This window comes from Halopiger aswanensis (genome assembly GCF_003610195.1).
Lineage (GTDB): Archaea > Halobacteriota > Halobacteria > Halobacteriales > Natrialbaceae > Halopiger > Halopiger aswanensis.
Genome location: NZ_RAPO01000001.1, coordinates 139,919 through 154,989, shown reverse-complemented (window position 1 = coordinate 154,989; position 15,071 = coordinate 139,919). Strand labels below are relative to the sequence as shown.

The following is a 15,071-nucleotide window of genomic DNA, read 5'->3' as shown; positions in this document are numbered from 1 at the left end:
AGACCGGATTGATAGATGGTAGAAGGTATGTACCGAATATCTGGTATCGAACCAGGGTAAGTTATGACACACAGCGTTCAGAATATGTATATTTATATGTCGAGGTGAGTGGGTGGTAGGTATATGTCCGAAACCGGGACGGAACCCCGTCCACTGGCGACACAGCTCCCCGATCCGGCGACTGCGCAAAACGTCCGCTACAACCCCTCCCTCGAGGAACTGCGCGACCTCGCCGCCCACGCGGAGACGACGACCGAGTTCGGCTCGCCGTCCTACGTCAGCGAGGTCCGGTCCCGAAGCGCCGACCTGACGAAAAACGCCGTCGACCACGAGTTTACCGACCGCGATCGCGACCTGCTCTCGGCCGCGGTCGCCCGCGCGGGCGACCGCGAGATGGTCTGCGTCGATCGGCTGATGGGCCGCCACCCCGACGCGACCTTCTGCTGCCGGCTGTTCGTCCCGGTCGATCACGCCCGCATCGCGCTCGCGTGGGCGAACCTCTTCGAGCCCGCCGACGGGCGCGAGCCGGACCTCTACACCGTGCAGGATCCGGACTACGACGAGACCGCGATCCGCGTGCTCCCCGACGAAGGCGTGACCGCCGTCCTCGGCACGGACTACATCGGCGAGGCTAAGAAGTCTTTCCTCCGGCTGTTCATGTACCGGATCAAGCAGCAGGGTGGGCTCGGCCTCCACGCCGGGAGCAAGCGCGTCCGGGTCCGCGACGCCGACGGCGACCTCCGGACCGTCGGGCAGGTCTTCATGGGCCTCTCCGCGACCGGGAAGTCGACGCTGACCTCCCACGGCTGCTGGCTCGAGGACCCCGAGGACGCCACAATGTTGCAGGACGACGTCTGTGGACTCCTCCCGGACGGGACGGTCGCCGGCAGCGAGGGCGAGGGACTGTTCATCAAGACCATCGGCCTCGATCCGGACGAACAACCCGAACTCTACGCGGCTGCAACCCACGAGTCTGCGGTCCTCGAGAACGTCGCCGTCGACGACGACGGCACCGTCCACTTCGACGAGGATCGGTACACGTCCAACGCCCGGGCGATCGTCCGGCGCGATCGACTCGAGAGCGCCGACGAGGAGATCGACCTCGAGCGACTCGATCAGGTCTTTTTCATCACCCGAAACCCGCTGATGCCGCCGGTTGCGAAGTTAGACGACCGGGAGGCCGCCGTCGCCTTCATGCTCGGCGAGTCGATCGAGACCAGCGCCGGCGACCCCTCACGCGCAGGGGAATCGATTCGCGTCGTCGGGACGAATCCGTTTATTATCGGCTCCGAAGGCGAGGAAGGCAACAGCTTCCAGGACCTCATCGACGAGTTAGACGCCGAGTGCTACATCATCAACACGGGCTATCTCGGCGACGAATCCAAAGATATCGGCGTCGAGGAATCGGTGACGATCCTGACCGAAGCCGCCCGCGGCACGATCGAGTGGACCGACGACGAGCGCACCGGGCTGACGATTCCCGACGCCGTACCCGGACTCGAGGTCGAGGAGTACTACGTCCCGGACCACGTCGACGACTACGAGGCCGCGGCCGCCGACCTGCGAGCGGAGCGCCGCGAGTACCTCGAGCAGTTCGAGGACCTGCGCGAAGAGATCACGGACGCCGTGTACTGAGGCGGGCGGATTCCTCATCAGTCAACTGGTAGAGGGACCACGGCCCAGTTCTTTGGGCTTCATGTCAGCGACCAGCGGCAGCGATTGCCGCACAAGAGTAGCGTTATATGCGTGCAGTTCTCACGGTCCCCTAATGAGTGCACAGGTCCGAGCGCCGACGGCTCGCGTATGCGAGCGGTGCGAGCGCGCTGAGTACTGGGACGAGGAACTCGAGGCATGGCAGATCGACACCGACGACGGCGAAAAGCAAGTCGGCAATCCCCACTGTCTCCACGAGTGGGACATCAACGGCGCGTTTAATCCAGTCGTCGACAACGCCTGACGTCTCGTCTCGTTCGATTTGCGGTCTCGAGGCAACGCCATCAAACGACGAAGCGACGAAGGATCCTTTTTGAGCGACCCCGACGTAGCCGACGATAATGCCGACGGTCTACATCACGGCGCCGCCGGATCACGCCGACGACCTCGCCGAACGGTTGGTCGACGAGCGGCTGGCCGCCTGCGTCAACCGACTGTCGACCACCTCGACGTACCGCTGGGAGGGCGAAATCCATCACGACGACGAGGTCGTCCTGCTCGCGAAGACCACCGACGAGGCGTACGACGACCTCGTCGATCGCGTCCGCGAACTGCATCCCTACGACGTGCCGTGTATCGAACGGTTCGACGAAGCTGCTGTGCTCGAGTCGTTCGCGGAGTGGCGGGCAGAGAGCGTCGACGGGCGCGACTAACGGCGTACTGGCCGTAGTGCGCTCGAGGGCCACAGCACGCGTTGTCCTGATCGGTGATCGGTGTACGTGAGCCTATCACAGGCGACGACTGCCCGAAAAAGCAACCCTTAAAACTCGCGCACGGGTTGTGACAGGTATGGCTGGAACCATCGAAGTGCTCGTTCCGGGTGGCCAGGCCGATCCCGGCCCGCCGCTCGGTCCCGAGCTCGGACCGACGCCCGTCGACGTACAGGCGGTCGTCCAGGAGATCAACGACCAAACCGAAGCGTTCGACGGCACGGAAGTTCCCGTCACCGTCGACTACGAGGACGACGGCTCGTTCTCGATCGACGTCGGTGTCCCGCCGACGGCGGAACTGATCAAGGACGAAGCCGGCTTCGAGACCGGCAGCGGCGAACCCCAGGAGGACTTCGTCGCCGACCTGTCCGTCGATCAGGTCAAGCAGATCGCCGAGCAGAAACACCCCGACCTGCTCGCCTACGACACGAAAAACGCGGCGAAGGAAGTCGTCGGCACCTGCGCCTCGATGGGCGTGACCATCGAGGGCAACGACGCTCGCGAGTTCAAGCAGCGAGTCGACGACGGCGAGTACGACGACGTTCTCGCCGAATAACGGTTCTGGTCCGGTTCGGAAACCGCCCGACGGGCTCGTTTTCTGCCGTTCCGACCGTGCCGTGCGATAGCGACGCCCCGAAAGCCGCCGGCTCGGCCGGCCCGGACACCTACCTCGCGAGTGTAACGGATGGACCGCGTCAGACGGGCGTCAGACGACTTTTGCAGCGTCCGTCGATTGAGGGACTGGCTGACGGTGGTTGTATCGACGGCCGACGCCTCGAGCCGAACGGCGAGAATCCGGCAGCGTCGAAATCGAACGATCGAGAACGCAGCGGCCAGAACGCGGCTCAGATCTTGTTTGCGGGCGGGACGGTTCGCTCGTCGGGTCGCGTCGACCCGCGGGCGGCGAACAGGGTGCGCGCCCCGGCGCCGACCCCGAGCGCAGCAGCGAGTACGGTTAGGGCGACCGTCGCCTCGAGTGCGCCCCCGGCTGCCCCGGCGAGGAGACTGCCGACGAGGACGCCGGTACACAGCCGGTCGTCGCCAACCCGCGCTGCGATCGATTGACCGATCGCGACGAGTCCGACGGCCGAAAGCGGCGGCAGCGTCGCGAGCCCGAGGACAACCAGCGGGATGCCGAAGAAGACGCCGACGCTCTCACCGGAGATGAGGTAGCCGGTTCCCGCGAGGGAGGCGACGACGAGCGCGGTCGGCAGCCCGATACAGATCGAAATGACCGGGCTCCGGCGGGCAGTCTGGACCGATCGGGAGCCGTATCCCTGCACGAGTCCGAGCACGAGCAGTGCGAGCAGGGCTGCCGTAAGGAATTGTCCGCCCGCACGCACGGGGAGCGCGAGCGATCGATAGACCTCGATCCACTCGGCACCCAGGAACGCGAGCGGGCCGGTCGTCGCCGTTCCGGCGCCGCCAACCGTGTATATACTTTCTGGCCACATACGTCTACAACTATGGTTCAGTCTAATATTACCTTTGGTTGGTGGAGGTCGTTGTAGCTGGGCGTTCACGCTTCCGGACGTGATGGCGGAGCTCGCGCCGACCGCTGTGAGATCGAGCGGTGGCGTATCGGATGTGACAGCGCCGCACGCTACCGGTTAGACGGACCCGCGAGGATCGCAGTTCGACGGGTTTAAGTTCGACATGGCATTTGCTTCAACAGAGACAGGCCTAGCCTGTTTCACTGACCCGTAGGAGCAACCCTGCGTACTACGGAGGTGAACGATGGCAGATTCGGATATTGAAACCGCAGTGGCTCGCGCACTCGAGGAGTCGCCGGACCGGAACTTTACCGAGACGGTGGACCTCGCGATCAACCTGCGCGACCTTGACCTGAACGAACCGTCGAACCGTGTTGACGAGTCCGTCGTGCTCCCGTCCGGAACCGGACAGGAGACGCGAATCGTCGTCATCGCCGAAGGAGAAACCGCCGTCCGCGCCGAGGAGGTCGCGGACGAGGTCCTTTCGGAGGACGACGTGGCCGACCTTGACGACGACGAAGCCAAGGATATGGCCGACGAGACGGACTTCTTCATCGCCGAAGAGGCGATGATGCAAGATATCGCCCGGCACCTGGGTACCATCCTCGGTCCCCGGGGGAAGATGCCGGACCCGCTCTCGCCCGACGAGGACGTCGTCGAGACCGTCAACCGGCTCAAGAACACCGTGCAGCTTCGCTCGGGTGACCGACGCACGTTCCACACGCTCGTCGGCTCCGAGGAGATGGATGCCGAGGACGTCGCCGACAACATCGACGTCATCCTGCGACGCCTGCACGCCGACCTCGAGAAGGGGCCCCAGAACATCGACGCCGTCTACGTCAAGACGACGATGGGGCCGTCCGTGGAGGTGGCCTAATATGAGCGCACAGGCTGAACGCAAAACCGAGAACCTTCCCCAGTGGAAGCGAGAAGAGGTCGACGAACTCGCCGACCTGCTCGCCGACTACGAGAGCGTCGGCATCGTCGGCCTCACCGGTATCCCCTCGAAGCAGCTGCAGGACATGCGCCGCGATCTGTACGGCACCGCAGAGCTGCGCGTCAGCCGCAATACCCTGCAGATCCGCGCGCTCGAGGACGCCGGCTACGACGACCTCGTCGAACACGTCGAGGGCCACGTCGGCCTGATCGCGACGAACGACAACCCCTTCACCCTCTACAAGGAGCTCGAGGCGTCCAAGACGCCCGCTCCGATCAACGAAGGGGAAGTCGCCCCGAACGACATCGTCATCCCCGAGGGTGACACCGGGATCGATCCCGGTCCGTTCGTCGGCGAACTGCAGAGCATCGGCGCGAACGCGCGCATCGAGGACGGTTCGATCCAGGTCATGGAGGACTCGACGGTCCTCGAGGCCGGCGAGGAAGTCTCTGCGGATCTGGCCAACGTCCTCAACGAACTGGGTATCGAGCCCAAGGAAGTCGGGCTCGACCTGCGCGCCGTCATCGCCGACGGCGTGCTCTTCGACCCGGAGGACCTCGACATCGACGTCGAGGCCTACGAGAGCGACATCGCGACGGCCGCCGCTCGCGCACGGAACCTCGCGATCAACGCGGAGTACCCGACCGCGGCGACGGCGCCGACGCTTATCGCCAAGGCCACGGGCGAGGCCAAGAGCCTCGGCCTGCAGGCCGCGATCGAGGACGAAGCCCTCATGCCCGACCTCGTCAGCAAGGCCGACGCACAGGTTCGTGCGCTCGCCGCCCAGATCGACGACGAGGAAGCCCTGCCCGAGGAACTGCAGGACGTCGAGGCGCCCGCTGCCGAAGCTGACGCTGAAGCGGCCGCCGAGGACGAGGGCGAGGACGAATCGGCAGACGAAGAGGACGACTCCGAGGCCGAGGACGCCGACACCGACGATGACGAAGACGACGGTGACGGCGCAGCCGGTCTCGGCGAGATGTTCGGCTAACGACCACTAACGGAGGATACAACAATGGAATACGTATACGCTGCACTCATCCTGAACGAATCGGGCGAAGAGATCAACGAAGACAACCTCACCGACGTGCTCGACGCCGCTGGCGTCGACGTCGAAGAGTCCCGTGTCAAGGCGCTCGTCGCCGCACTCGAGGACGTCGACATCGACGAAGCGGTCGAGGAAGCCGCTGCCGTCCCCGCCGGCGGAGCCGCCGCGGGCGGTGCCGCTGCGGGCGGCGCCGAAGGCGGTGCCGAGGAAGAAGAAGCCGAAGAAACCAGCGACGTCCCGGACACGACGGACGAGGACGAGGACGACGACGAAGACGAGGGCGCCGGCGGCGAAGGCCTCGGCGAGCTCTTCGGCTAAGTCGGTTCCGACGAGTTAGACAACCTTCCGATTTTTTGGCGCGTCCACGACCGTAGAGCGGCGGTGCTGTGACCTGCTTGCGGTTACAGTTGTCTGAGGAGTAGCGGCTCGAGCGTCGACGCCACCGCCTCCGTAGCGGGACCGACGATCGGACGATAGCGATCTGATTCACGACTGCCGAACGTACCAGATCCCGCCGCGGCGATCGAACCACTCGCCGACGGCGACGTGGGGCAGGGCGATGAGGCAGACGAAGAGCGTGTAGAAGGCGACCAGTCCCGGCAGGAGTTCGCCGCCGCCGAGCGGATTCGGGACGAGAATCCAGAGGAGCCCCGCGACCGCCGCGGTCGCCGCGCCAACTGCGAGGACGGCGCCGGCGGTCGCGCGTCTCGAGGACTCGACAGCGTTCGGTCCGGGCCGCGTCGCCAATCGCTCGCGCGCGAGTTGTCGCAGCGAGTACCACAGCGGGAAGTACAGTCCGACCGCGACGATGGGCGGGACGACGACGAAGTACGTCAGCAGGAGCGTCGTTTCGGCCGCGTCGGAGAGCCACGACCGCGAACGGGCGGGCTCGCGCTCGAGCGATCGAATAGCGTCGACGGTACCGAGTGTGACGTATCCGACGATCGCCGTTCCGAACACGGCGCCGACCAGTAATCGGACGGCCGGCAACGATTCGCGGAGGACGACCGCCGCACCGGGATCGACGACGCTCGCAATGTACGCCGCGGTCCCGTAGAACGGTCCCGGATGAGCCAGCAGCGGGACGATCAGCACGCTGCCGCCGCGGACGAAACCGGCCAGAATTCGCCGAGTACGGCGTGGTCGTCCCTCGAGCCGATTGCGCCCCGCTATCGCGTCGAGCACCCGCAGATCGCCGTAGCCGGCCTTCGCGATCGCAGCGGTAAAGCCGATCCCCAGTGCGACGATCGGCGTGAGAAAGAACGCCGCGACGAACGCGGCCAGACAGAGCAGGTACAGCGCCACGTACCGGACGCCGAACCGAACGCCGCGCCCGCGGAGGTTGACGACGTGCTCGTACCCGCCGTGGGGAAGGTTCAGCCCGATCATTCCGACGAGGTAAACGAGCAGTTGCGCCTCGAGCGAAAGTGACCACCCGGCGACAGCGCCGAGGCCGAATCCGAGAACGAGCGCAAGCAGCGCGATCCGCGACCCCTGGATGCCGAGACGTTCGAGCGACAGACGGGACCGTTGTCGCAGCAACACGGTCTGCATGGACCGGCATACGAACGCGCGATCCTTGACGACTGGCCGACGTCGGACGGGTGTTTTTCCCAGTTGGCCCGATTCTTTACGTCGGTCCAGTCGCCACGCTACGGTGAGACCGATCGAATGACCGAACTACTGATCTATCGCCGCGGGACCCGATGACGCTGAGCTACCTCGAGTTTCACGCGGCGTTTCTGTGCCCGCCGATCCTCGCGCTGGGCTGGCTCGCATACCGGCGGGCCGAATCGTCGCAGGCGCGACGCCGGTGGAGCCGTCGAGTCGGAACCGGACTGGCGATCATCGTCGCCCTCGCGGTCGTCTACACCACGCCGTGGACGAACCTCCTGATCCCGCAGGGCGTGTGGTGGTACGGCGAGGGCGTCGTTCGCGGAACGCTCTGGCACACGCCGCTCGAGGAGTACCTCTTTTTCGTGCTCCAGCCGATCCTGACCGCGCTCGTGCTGGTGCAGTTCGGACCGCCGGGGTCCGAGCGGTCGGTGGAACTGGGACTGAAACTGGAGCTACCGGGCCGACACCGTATCGCCGGCTGCTGTGCCGGCCTCACCGTCATCGGTCTCGGATGGGAGCTGCTGAGTTCGGGGTCGACCGAGACCTACTACCTCGGTGCCCTGGTGCTGTGGGCCGGGCCGATCCTCACGCTGCAGTGGGCGTTCGGAGCACCCTACCTCTGGGCGATCCGACGGTTCGTCGGGGTCGCGATCGCGCTACCGACGCTCTACCTCTGGTTCGCCGACCGGCTCGCCCTCGAGTGGGGGCTCTGGATCATCTCCGAAACCCACACGACCGGCTACGCGCTCGCCGGCCTCCCGCTCGAGGAGGCGCTGTTTTTCCTCGCGACGAACGCCTTCGTGGTCCAGGGGATCGTCCTCTACGCGTGGGTCGTCGAGCGAGCCGACGAACTGCCCTCGGTCGACGATCTCCGGCGGATTGGACGCCGCTCGAGCCGACCGGTACAGAGAGTGGAGACGAACCGAGAGACGGAGCCGGAACCGAACCCCGACGCTGACTCAGCCGATGCTCGCTGACGTGGCGAATCGGGCTTCATCGGAGACGGATACGGCGGTGAACGCCCGTCGACGGGCGGCGGGTGCGAGCCACGTGGCGGGACTGGTCACAATCATTTTGGGACTCGTAATCAGCGTAGTCGCTGACTCGATCCCGCTAGTCTATCAGTACGCACCGCTGGCCGCCAGCGTCGTCGTACTCGGGCTTCCCCACGGTGCCGTCGACCACCTTGTCCTGCCGCGTTCGCGGGGCCAATCCGTTACTCCTCGAGCACTGGCACTCGTCGGGGGCTGCTATCTCGCGATCGGCGGCGCGTACGCGGCTCTCTGGTTCGTCGCCCCTGCGGTCTCGTTCGCGCTGTTCATCCTCCTCACCCTCGTCCACTGGGGCCAGGGCGACGTCTACGCGCTGTGCGAACTGACCGGCGTCAGCTATCTCGAGACGCCCGCTCGGAAGGGACTCGCGCTCGTCGTCCGCGGCGGCCTGCCGATGCTCGTGCCGCTCGTCGCCTTCCCCGATCAGTACGGGTTCGTCGCGGGTTCCCTCGTCAGCCTGTTCGATCCCGGTGCGGCGGCCGCGCTCGAGGGCGCGTTCCGACCGGCGGTTCGCCACGCTATCGGCGTCGGCTTCGGAACCCTCGTCGTCGCCACGCTCGCACTCGGCTATCGCCGGACGGACGACCTCGAGCCCTGGCTGCTCGACGCGAGCGAGACGCTCGGCCTCGCGGCCTTCTTCGACGTCGTGCCGCCGATCCTCGCGATCGGCCTCTACTTCACCGGCTGGCATTCGGTGCGGCACATCCTCCGGACGCTGCTGGTCGACGACGCGGCGGTCGCGGCGCTGGCAAATGGCGACGTTCGAGGCGCGATCGGTCGATTCGCACGCGATGCTGCGCCGCTGACCGCCGGTGCGCTCGCTGTCTTCGCTGCACTGGCGGTCGCCGTTCCGCGGACACCCGCGACGGTCCCCGACGTTGCCGCGCTGTATTTAGTCGGCATCGCCGTGCTGACGCTGCCCCACGTGGTCATCGTGGCGCTGCTCGATCTCGAGCAAGGACTCTGGACGGGGCAGTAATATGGTCGACACCGCTCGAGCGCGAGCCCGGATTTAAGTACGAACGGGCGGCCAGCACGAACGATGGCTGGGCCAGTCGCTGCGGCGATAGCCGCATCTAGTGCGTCGGCGGCAGCCGCGTCAATCGCGCCGATCGATCTGGCCCTCGATCCACGGCTGACAGCGCAGTTGCTCGCGTGGACCCTCGCCGGCTGTCTGCTCGGGGGTTGTAGCGGCCTCGTCCCGGGCCTGCACGCCAACAACTTCGCGCTCCTGCTGGCCGGCGTCGCGCCCGCGGTGCCGGGCCCGCCGCTGTTCGTCGGCTGCGCGATGCTCGCGGCCGGCGTCGTCCACACCTTTCTGAACGCCGTCCCCGCGATGGCGCTCGGCGTCCCCGACGCCGAGATGGCGATCACGGCGCTGCCCGGCCACCGGATGGTTCTCGAGGGCCGCGGCTACGAAGCGATCCGGCTGTCCGCGCTGGGGAGTATCCTCGCCGTCCTCGCGGCCGTGCCGCTCGCGGTACCGATCACCAGAGGTGTGACGGCCGTCTATCCGACGGTCCGGGCGCACCTATCGCTCGTCTTAGCCGCGGTCGTCGTCGCGCTGATCTCCGCCGAACGAACGTGGCGCCGGATGGTCGGCGGCGCCCTTTCGTTCGCGCTCGCCGCCGGCCTCGGCTGGCTCACCCTCGATCTCGAGCCGACCGCGCCCCTCGAGGCCGGCGGGACGCTCGCGCCACTGTTCGCGGGGTTGTTCGGCGCGCCGGTGTTGATCGATGCGATATTCGGGAGCGGGATTCCGCCCCAAGACGGCGAGGGAATCGCGACGTCGAAGCGGCTCGTCGGGACGACAGCGCTCGCGGGCGCGCTGGCGGGTGCCGTCGTCGGCTACATACCCGGCGTCTCAGCGGCCATCGCCGCCGTCGCGGTGCTGGTAGTCGTCCCCGGCGGCGCCAGCGACCGCGGCTACATCGTCGCAACCAGCGGCGTCGACACGGCGAACACCATCTTCGCTCTCTTTGCGCTGGTCGCCATCGGCCAACCGCGAACCGGCGTGATGGTTGCCTTCGAGAACGTGAACGCGCCCCTCGAGCTACCCGTCCTGATCGCGAGCATCGTCGTCGCCGGACTGCTCGGCTTCGTCCTCGTAATTATCGTCGGCGACGCCTACCTCGAGGTAGTCGGTCGACTCACGTACTGGAAGCTCTCGGCGGCCGTACTCGCGCTGTTGCTCGTTCTCTCGGTGCTGTTCGCCGGTCCGATCGGCATCGCAATCTTCGTCGCCGCGACGGCGATCGGACTGGTTCCGGTTCGGCTGCGAGCCCGGCGCGTGCACCTGATGGGCGTACTGATCGGGCCACTGATGCTCGGACTCTGAATCCGACGGTCCCCTTTTCGCGCACTACGCGTCGCTCGAGCCCGCCGTCCGCGCGGCGTCGACGAGCGATTCCACGCGCTCCCTCGAGACGGGGTTCGTCGTCTCGCCGTCCGCCTTGAGCGCCGTGCCGACGATCGCGCCGCTGGCTCCCGCCCCAAAGCAGTCCCCTACCGTCTCGCGCGTGACGCCGCTGCCGATGAGTACTGGGGCCTCACGGTCCGCAAGCGCGTCGGTGACACGCTCAACCTCCTCGAGCGACGTCTCGGCGCCGGTTCCGGATCCGGAGACGATGACGCCGTCCGCGCGGCCGCGCCCGACCGTCTCGAGGGCGGCCCGTCCGATGTCGGTCTCGCCGATCGGCGTCGCGTGCTTGACGTGGACGTCCGCGAGGATCGCCACGTCGGCGTCGATACGATCGCGTAGCCGGACGGTCTCGTGGGCCTGCCCTTCGAGGACGCCCTGGTCGGTCGCGGCCGTCCCGACGTGGACGTTGACTCGGACGAACTCGGCGCCGGCGGCGGCCGCGATCGACAGCGCCGCCTCGGCGTCGTTTCGCAGGACGTTGATTCCCACCGGGACGTCGACCGCGTCGGTTACCGCCGACGCGACGGCGGTCATCTCGGCGACGACGTGGGGCGGCACCGACTCGGGGTAGAAGGGCGCGTCGCCGAAGTTCTCGAGCACGATGCCGTCGATGCCGCCGTCCTCGAGTCGGCAGGCGTCCTCGAGGGCGCGCTCGCGGATCGCCGCGCGGTCGCCGTCGAAGGCCGGGGCGCCGGGGAGAGGTGGCAAGTGTACCATGCCCAGAACCGGCCGGTTGGCCTCGAACCGGTCCGCAAAAGGTGTCACTTCAGTCATACCGGAAATCGCATCTCGAGGTGGTTATACGATTCGTCGTCACGTCGTCGACGAATCCGCGCTCATCGGGACGACGGATGCGACCGCGGACCGAACGCGATCGGTACGCAATCGCAAGCCGGCAAAGCCGTCGCCGTCCGCGGTCGTTTTTCCTCCGCCGTCACTACGATCGACCGTCCATGGCTGACCTCTTCTCCGACCTGTCGTTGCGCGATCTCGAGATACCCAATCGACTCGCGGTCTCTCCGATGTGTCAGTACAGCTGCGATACCGACGGGCTGCCGACCGAGTGGCACCGCGTGCACCTCGGGAGCCGCGCCGTCGGCGGCGCCGGGATCGTCATGACCGAGGCGACGGCCGTCGAACCGCGCGGCCGGATCACGCCCCACGATCTGGGCATCTGGAGCGACGAACACGCCGAAGCCCTGCAGCCGATCACCGAATTTATCCGCGATCAGGGCGGGGTTCCGGGCATCCAACTGGCCCACGCGGGCCACAAGGGGAGCAAGACCCGGCCGTGGGACGGCAACGTCCCGGTCTCGCCGGACGAGACCGACCCTGACGGCGCGGAGGGGTACGAAGTCCTTTCGCCCTCTCCCGACGCCTACCCGCCGTTCGCGGGCGACCGCCCGGCCATGCGGAAGGCCGATCAGGACGACATCGAGGGCGTGATCGACGCCTACCGCGCCGCCGCCGAGCGCTCGCTCGAGGCCGGGTTCGAAATCGCCGAGGTCCACGCGGCCCACGGCTACCTGCTCCACGAGTTCCTCTCGCCGGTCACGAACGACCGCGACGACGACTACGGCGGGAGCTTCGAGAACCGCACGCGGCTGGTCCGCGAAGTCGTCCGGGCCGTCCGCGACGTCTGGCCCGACGAGAAGCCGGTCTTCGTTCGCATCTCCGGTACCGACTGGCTCGAGAACCGTGAATCGTGGGATATCGACCAGTCAGTGCGACTGGCCGGCGACCTCGCCGACCTCGGCGTCGACCTGCTCGACGTCAGTTCCGGCGGGCTCCACCCCGATCAGCGGGTTCCCGGCGGGCCGAACTTCCAGGTCCCGCTGGCCGAAGCGGTCCGCGAGGGCACCGACGACCTCGCCGTCGGCGCGGTCGGCGGCGTGACCGAACCCGAGCAAGCCGACGCGCTCGTCCGCAACGGGCGCGCGGACCTCGTGCTCGTGGGGCGAGAATTCCTGCGCGACCCCTACTTCGGGCTGCGCGCGGCCGGCGAACTCGAGGACGACGCGGCCCAGGAGTGGCCGGTACAGTACCGGCGGGCGGTGCAGCGGTAGCGACGGCGATAGCTCGATTCAGTCGCCGCCCGTTGCCCGATCCTCGAGCGACGAGCGACCGCGGTCGGCGCCGATTCCGTCCACCTGCAGCGCCTCCGCGCGGGCCGCGTGCACGCGCTGTGGGAACGGGATCGAGATCCCTTCGCGGTCGAACGCGGCGTCGATCGCCTCGATCACGTCGGTTCGCGCGTCCAGTCGCCGGCGCATCGTCGGGTCGCCGATCCAGGCCCGACACTCGAGCACGATCGCCGAATCGCCGAACCGTTTGGCGATCACCTGCGGATTCGGATTGTTCTTGACCGACTCGAGGTCGCCGACTGCGTCCGTAACGATCGACCGAGCGTGCTCGATATCGGCGTCGTAATCGACGCCGACTTCCACGTCGATCCGAAGTTGATCGTTCTTCGAGTAGTTCGTCAGTTGGCTGTCGGTCACCTCGTCGTTGGGGACCAGAACGTGTTTGTCGTCGAACGTCTGAATTTGGGTGGTAAAGAGCGTAACGTCGGTGACGATGCCGGAAGTCTCGTTGACCCGAATCCAGTCGCCGACGGTAAACGGTCGAGTGAAAAGCAGGATGAATCCCGCGAGCATCGCCGCCAGGGTCTCCCGGGCCGTCAGCGCGACGACCGCGGTGATCGCGCCCGCGCCGATGAAGATGTTGGTGAGGTCGATCCCCCAGAGCGTGAAGATCACGGTCCCCGCGGCGGCGACGATACCGATATCGGCGACGTGGTAGGCGACCTCGCTCTGGTGTTTCGTCAGCGCTTTCGTCTGGGCGAGCTTGTCGATCGACCGGTTGACGAACCGGATCGCGAGGTAGGCCGTCAGCGCGATCGCGACCGTCACGAGCTGGTAGGTGGCGATCATCCGGTCGACGGTCATCATCTCGAGGGTGGACTCGAGGATGCCCGAGACCCACCAGACGAGGGTGAAAGCGTACACCGACGAGACGACGACGGCGCCGACGACCAGTACCGAGGATATCTCCGCGAGTTGCCGCCCGTACCGGCGCCTTACGAGGGGACGCATGCGAGACGCGGCGACGAGCCCGAGCCCGACGAAGACGACGAGAAGGGCCGTCGCGAGCAACTGGATCTCGAACGCGGTGAAGTGCGTCTCCTGAAAGCGCCGGATCGGGTCCGGTCGAAGCGAAGTTGCGACTGCAGAGCAGAAGTGGTCCACGTCGACAATTCGGGTACGGGAGGCGCGCATTTGTGCCCGGAGCCGGCAGTTTCAACCTCCGGACGTCGTCGCATCTTCTGGCACCCTCCTCGGCGGGCGCGGTCGGTGTCCGTCGTTCGCTGACTCGAGCGTCTCAACCGAAACGCGTCCCGCTAGTCGTCTTTCCACTTGATCGAACAACCCTGCGAGGGCTGCCACTCGAGGTCGACGTCCTCCCCGGCCAGCACGGCGTCGATCGCCTCGCGGATGTGGAACCGCGTCGGTTGGTCGTCGGGGTTCAAGGCGTCGTCGAGTCGGCCCTGGTAGACCAGGCGGAACTCGTCGTCCTCGTCTCGCGGCTCCGCCGCTCGATTCTCCGCGGCGCGTGGCGCCGCGCGTTCGAACAGGAACGGATCGGGCGTACAGACAGCACCGTACTCGGCGGCGACGTCCTGGCTCTCGTCGCGCAGGTAGGCGTCGTACCGAATGCGACCTTCGTCGACGAACTCCTGCATTTTCTCGAGGGAGTCCTCGGGGTACTCCTCGGCGTCGTTGGGATTGATTCCGACGACCGAGACGTCGTCGTACTCCTCGGCCAGTTCGTTCAGCAGGTCGAACTTCGCCTGCGCGTACGGGCAGTGGTTACAGGTGAACACGAGCAGCAGCGCCTCGCTGTCGGCGAAGGACTCGAGCGTGTACGTCTCCCCGTCGACGCCCGGCAATTCGAAGTCCGGCGCGGCGTCGCCGGCCTCGAGTTCGGTGTCGGACTCTTGCAGGACCATATCGAACCGTTCAATCCGTCGATGCTTAAGAATCCCGCTCGCGGGATCCGCCCGGACGACTGCGCCGACG

16 protein-coding genes are annotated in these 15,071 nt (G+C 66.7%); 11 read left to right on the top strand and 5 right to left on the bottom strand.

Features of this window, described 5'->3' with window-relative positions; translation table 11 throughout:
- Positions 1–123: 123 nt before the first annotated feature.
- The 4 genes from ATJ93_RS00760 to ATJ93_RS00745 all read left to right on the top strand — a co-directional run bounded on the left by ATJ93_RS00760 (position 124) and on the right by ATJ93_RS00745 (position 2,979).
- A complete protein-coding gene (locus tag ATJ93_RS00760) occupies positions 124–1,635 on the top strand; it encodes a phosphoenolpyruvate carboxykinase (ATP) (RefSeq protein ID WP_120242743.1) in 1,512 nt (503 codons plus the stop codon).
- A gap of 133 nt (positions 1,636–1,768) precedes the next feature.
- The gene (locus tag ATJ93_RS00755; RefSeq protein ID WP_120242742.1) at positions 1,769–1,957 is read left to right on the top strand and encodes an HEWD family protein; all 189 of its coding nucleotides are present in this window, start codon (positions 1,769–1,771) and stop codon (positions 1,955–1,957) included.
- A 97-nt stretch (positions 1,958–2,054) separates the two neighbouring features.
- On the top strand, positions 2,055–2,366 hold the full coding sequence (gene cutA / locus ATJ93_RS00750; protein ID WP_120242741.1) for a divalent-cation tolerance protein CutA: 312 nt from the start codon (positions 2,055–2,057) through the stop codon (positions 2,364–2,366).
- A 136-nt stretch (positions 2,367–2,502) separates the two neighbouring features.
- Positions 2,503–2,979, top strand: coding sequence for a 50S ribosomal protein L11 (locus ATJ93_RS00745; protein ID WP_120242740.1), 477 nt, complete (start codon positions 2,503–2,505; stop codon positions 2,977–2,979).
- A gap of 289 nt (positions 2,980–3,268) precedes the next feature.
- On the opposite strand, the gene ATJ93_RS00740 is transcribed toward ATJ93_RS00745, so the two are convergent.
- On the bottom strand, positions 3,269–3,877 hold the full coding sequence (locus ATJ93_RS00740; protein ID WP_120242739.1) for a hypothetical protein: 609 nt from the start codon (positions 3,875–3,877) through the stop codon (positions 3,269–3,271).
- Between the two features lie 283 nt (positions 3,878–4,160).
- Between ATJ93_RS00740 and ATJ93_RS00735 the strand changes: the two genes are divergently transcribed.
- From ATJ93_RS00735 to rpl12p, 3 genes are read left to right on the top strand one after another with little or no spacing between them, the layout of a single operon-like run.
- Positions 4,161–4,793, top strand: a complete 633-nt coding sequence (locus tag ATJ93_RS00735) for a 50S ribosomal protein L1 (RefSeq protein WP_120242738.1) — start codon at positions 4,161–4,163, stop codon at positions 4,791–4,793.
- A gap of 1 nt (position 4,794) precedes the next feature.
- Complete coding sequence (locus ATJ93_RS00730; RefSeq protein WP_120242737.1) at positions 4,795–5,844, top strand: 50S ribosomal protein L10; 1,050 nt, start codon at positions 4,795–4,797, stop codon at positions 5,842–5,844.
- Between the two features lie 24 nt (positions 5,845–5,868).
- The gene (rpl12p, locus tag ATJ93_RS00725) at positions 5,869–6,219 is read left to right on the top strand and encodes a 50S ribosomal protein P1 (RefSeq protein ID WP_120242736.1); all 351 of its coding nucleotides are present in this window, start codon (positions 5,869–5,871) and stop codon (positions 6,217–6,219) included.
- A gap of 168 nt (positions 6,220–6,387) precedes the next feature.
- Here the strand turns inward: rpl12p and ATJ93_RS00720 are convergent, their stop codons facing one another.
- Positions 6,388–7,455 (bottom strand): Brp/Blh family beta-carotene 15,15'-dioxygenase, encoded by a 1,068-nt coding sequence (locus ATJ93_RS00720; RefSeq protein WP_120242735.1) that lies wholly within the window; start codon positions 7,453–7,455, stop codon positions 6,388–6,390.
- A gap of 152 nt (positions 7,456–7,607) precedes the next feature.
- Here ATJ93_RS00720 and ATJ93_RS00715 point away from each other — a divergent pair, with 152 nt between their 5' ends.
- The 3 genes from ATJ93_RS00715 to ATJ93_RS00705 all read left to right on the top strand — a co-directional run bounded on the left by ATJ93_RS00715 (position 7,608) and on the right by ATJ93_RS00705 (position 10,908).
- Positions 7,608–8,495 (top strand): lycopene cyclase domain-containing protein, encoded by an 888-nt coding sequence (locus tag ATJ93_RS00715; RefSeq protein WP_120242734.1) that lies wholly within the window; start codon positions 7,608–7,610, stop codon positions 8,493–8,495.
- On the top strand, positions 8,485–9,549 hold the full coding sequence (locus ATJ93_RS00710; RefSeq protein ID WP_120242733.1) for a Brp/Blh family beta-carotene 15,15'-dioxygenase: 1,065 nt from the start codon (positions 8,485–8,487) through the stop codon (positions 9,547–9,549). Before ATJ93_RS00715 ends, ATJ93_RS00710 begins: the two co-directional genes overlap by 11 nt.
- Positions 9,550–9,612: 63 nt before the next feature.
- The gene (locus ATJ93_RS00705) at positions 9,613–10,908 is read left to right on the top strand and encodes a tripartite tricarboxylate transporter permease (RefSeq protein ID WP_120242732.1); all 1,296 of its coding nucleotides are present in this window, start codon (positions 9,613–9,615) and stop codon (positions 10,906–10,908) included.
- 24 nt (positions 10,909–10,932) lie between these two features.
- Here the strand turns inward: ATJ93_RS00705 and ATJ93_RS00700 are convergent, their stop codons facing one another.
- Positions 10,933–11,766, bottom strand: a complete 834-nt coding sequence (locus tag ATJ93_RS00700; RefSeq protein WP_120242731.1) for a BtpA/SgcQ family protein — start codon at positions 11,764–11,766, stop codon at positions 10,933–10,935.
- Positions 11,767–11,945: 179 nt separating this feature from the next.
- On the opposite strand from ATJ93_RS00700, the gene ATJ93_RS00695 reads away from it, so the two are divergent.
- Entirely contained in the window at positions 11,946–13,058 is a 1,113-nt protein-coding gene (locus ATJ93_RS00695; protein WP_120242730.1) for an NADH:flavin oxidoreductase/NADH oxidase, read from the top strand.
- 18 nt (positions 13,059–13,076) lie between these two features.
- Here the strand turns inward: ATJ93_RS00695 and ATJ93_RS00690 are convergent, their stop codons facing one another.
- Together ATJ93_RS00690 and ATJ93_RS00685 are read right to left on the bottom strand one after the other, a co-directional pair.
- Positions 13,077–14,270 (bottom strand): mechanosensitive ion channel family protein, encoded by a 1,194-nt coding sequence (locus ATJ93_RS00690; protein WP_120242729.1) that lies wholly within the window; start codon positions 14,268–14,270, stop codon positions 13,077–13,079.
- Between the two features lie 122 nt (positions 14,271–14,392).
- Complete coding sequence (locus ATJ93_RS00685) at positions 14,393–15,001, bottom strand: thioredoxin family protein (RefSeq protein ID WP_120242728.1); 609 nt, start codon at positions 14,999–15,001, stop codon at positions 14,393–14,395.
- Positions 15,002–15,071: the final 70 nt, after the last annotated feature.

Excerpts from the sequence above, each read along its gene's own strand:
- ATJ93_RS00760 (WP_120242743.1), top strand. The coding sequence starts at position 124 with ATGTCCGAAACCGGGACGGAACCCCGTCCACTGGCGACACAGCTCCCC.
- ATJ93_RS00755 (WP_120242742.1), top strand. The coding sequence starts at position 1,769 with ATGAGTGCACAGGTCCGAGCGCCGACGGCTCGCGTATGCGAGCGGTGC.
- cutA (WP_120242741.1), top strand. The coding sequence starts at position 2,055 with ATGCCGACGGTCTACATCACGGCGCCGCCGGATCACGCCGACGACCTC.
- ATJ93_RS00745 (WP_120242740.1), top strand. The coding sequence starts at position 2,503 with ATGGCTGGAACCATCGAAGTGCTCGTTCCGGGTGGCCAGGCCGATCCC.
- ATJ93_RS00740 (WP_120242739.1), bottom strand. The coding sequence starts at position 3,877 with ATGTGGCCAGAAAGTATATACACGGTTGGCGGCGCCGGAACGGCGACG.
- ATJ93_RS00735 (WP_120242738.1), top strand. The coding sequence starts at position 4,161 with ATGGCAGATTCGGATATTGAAACCGCAGTGGCTCGCGCACTCGAGGAG.
- ATJ93_RS00730 (WP_120242737.1), top strand. The coding sequence starts at position 4,795 with ATGAGCGCACAGGCTGAACGCAAAACCGAGAACCTTCCCCAGTGGAAG.
- rpl12p (WP_120242736.1), top strand. The coding sequence starts at position 5,869 with ATGGAATACGTATACGCTGCACTCATCCTGAACGAATCGGGCGAAGAG.
- ATJ93_RS00720 (WP_120242735.1), bottom strand. The coding sequence starts at position 7,455 with ATGCAGACCGTGTTGCTGCGACAACGGTCCCGTCTGTCGCTCGAACGT.
- ATJ93_RS00715 (WP_120242734.1), top strand. The coding sequence starts at position 7,608 with ATGACGCTGAGCTACCTCGAGTTTCACGCGGCGTTTCTGTGCCCGCCG.
- ATJ93_RS00710 (WP_120242733.1), top strand. The coding sequence starts at position 8,485 with ATGCTCGCTGACGTGGCGAATCGGGCTTCATCGGAGACGGATACGGCG.
- ATJ93_RS00705 (WP_120242732.1), top strand. The coding sequence starts at position 9,613 with ATGGCTGGGCCAGTCGCTGCGGCGATAGCCGCATCTAGTGCGTCGGCG.
- ATJ93_RS00700 (WP_120242731.1), bottom strand. The coding sequence starts at position 11,766 with ATGACTGAAGTGACACCTTTTGCGGACCGGTTCGAGGCCAACCGGCCG.
- ATJ93_RS00695 (WP_120242730.1), top strand. The coding sequence starts at position 11,946 with ATGGCTGACCTCTTCTCCGACCTGTCGTTGCGCGATCTCGAGATACCC.
- ATJ93_RS00690 (WP_120242729.1), bottom strand. The coding sequence starts at position 14,270 with ATGCGCGCCTCCCGTACCCGAATTGTCGACGTGGACCACTTCTGCTCT.
- ATJ93_RS00685 (WP_120242728.1), bottom strand. The coding sequence starts at position 15,001 with ATGGTCCTGCAAGAGTCCGACACCGAACTCGAGGCCGGCGACGCCGCG.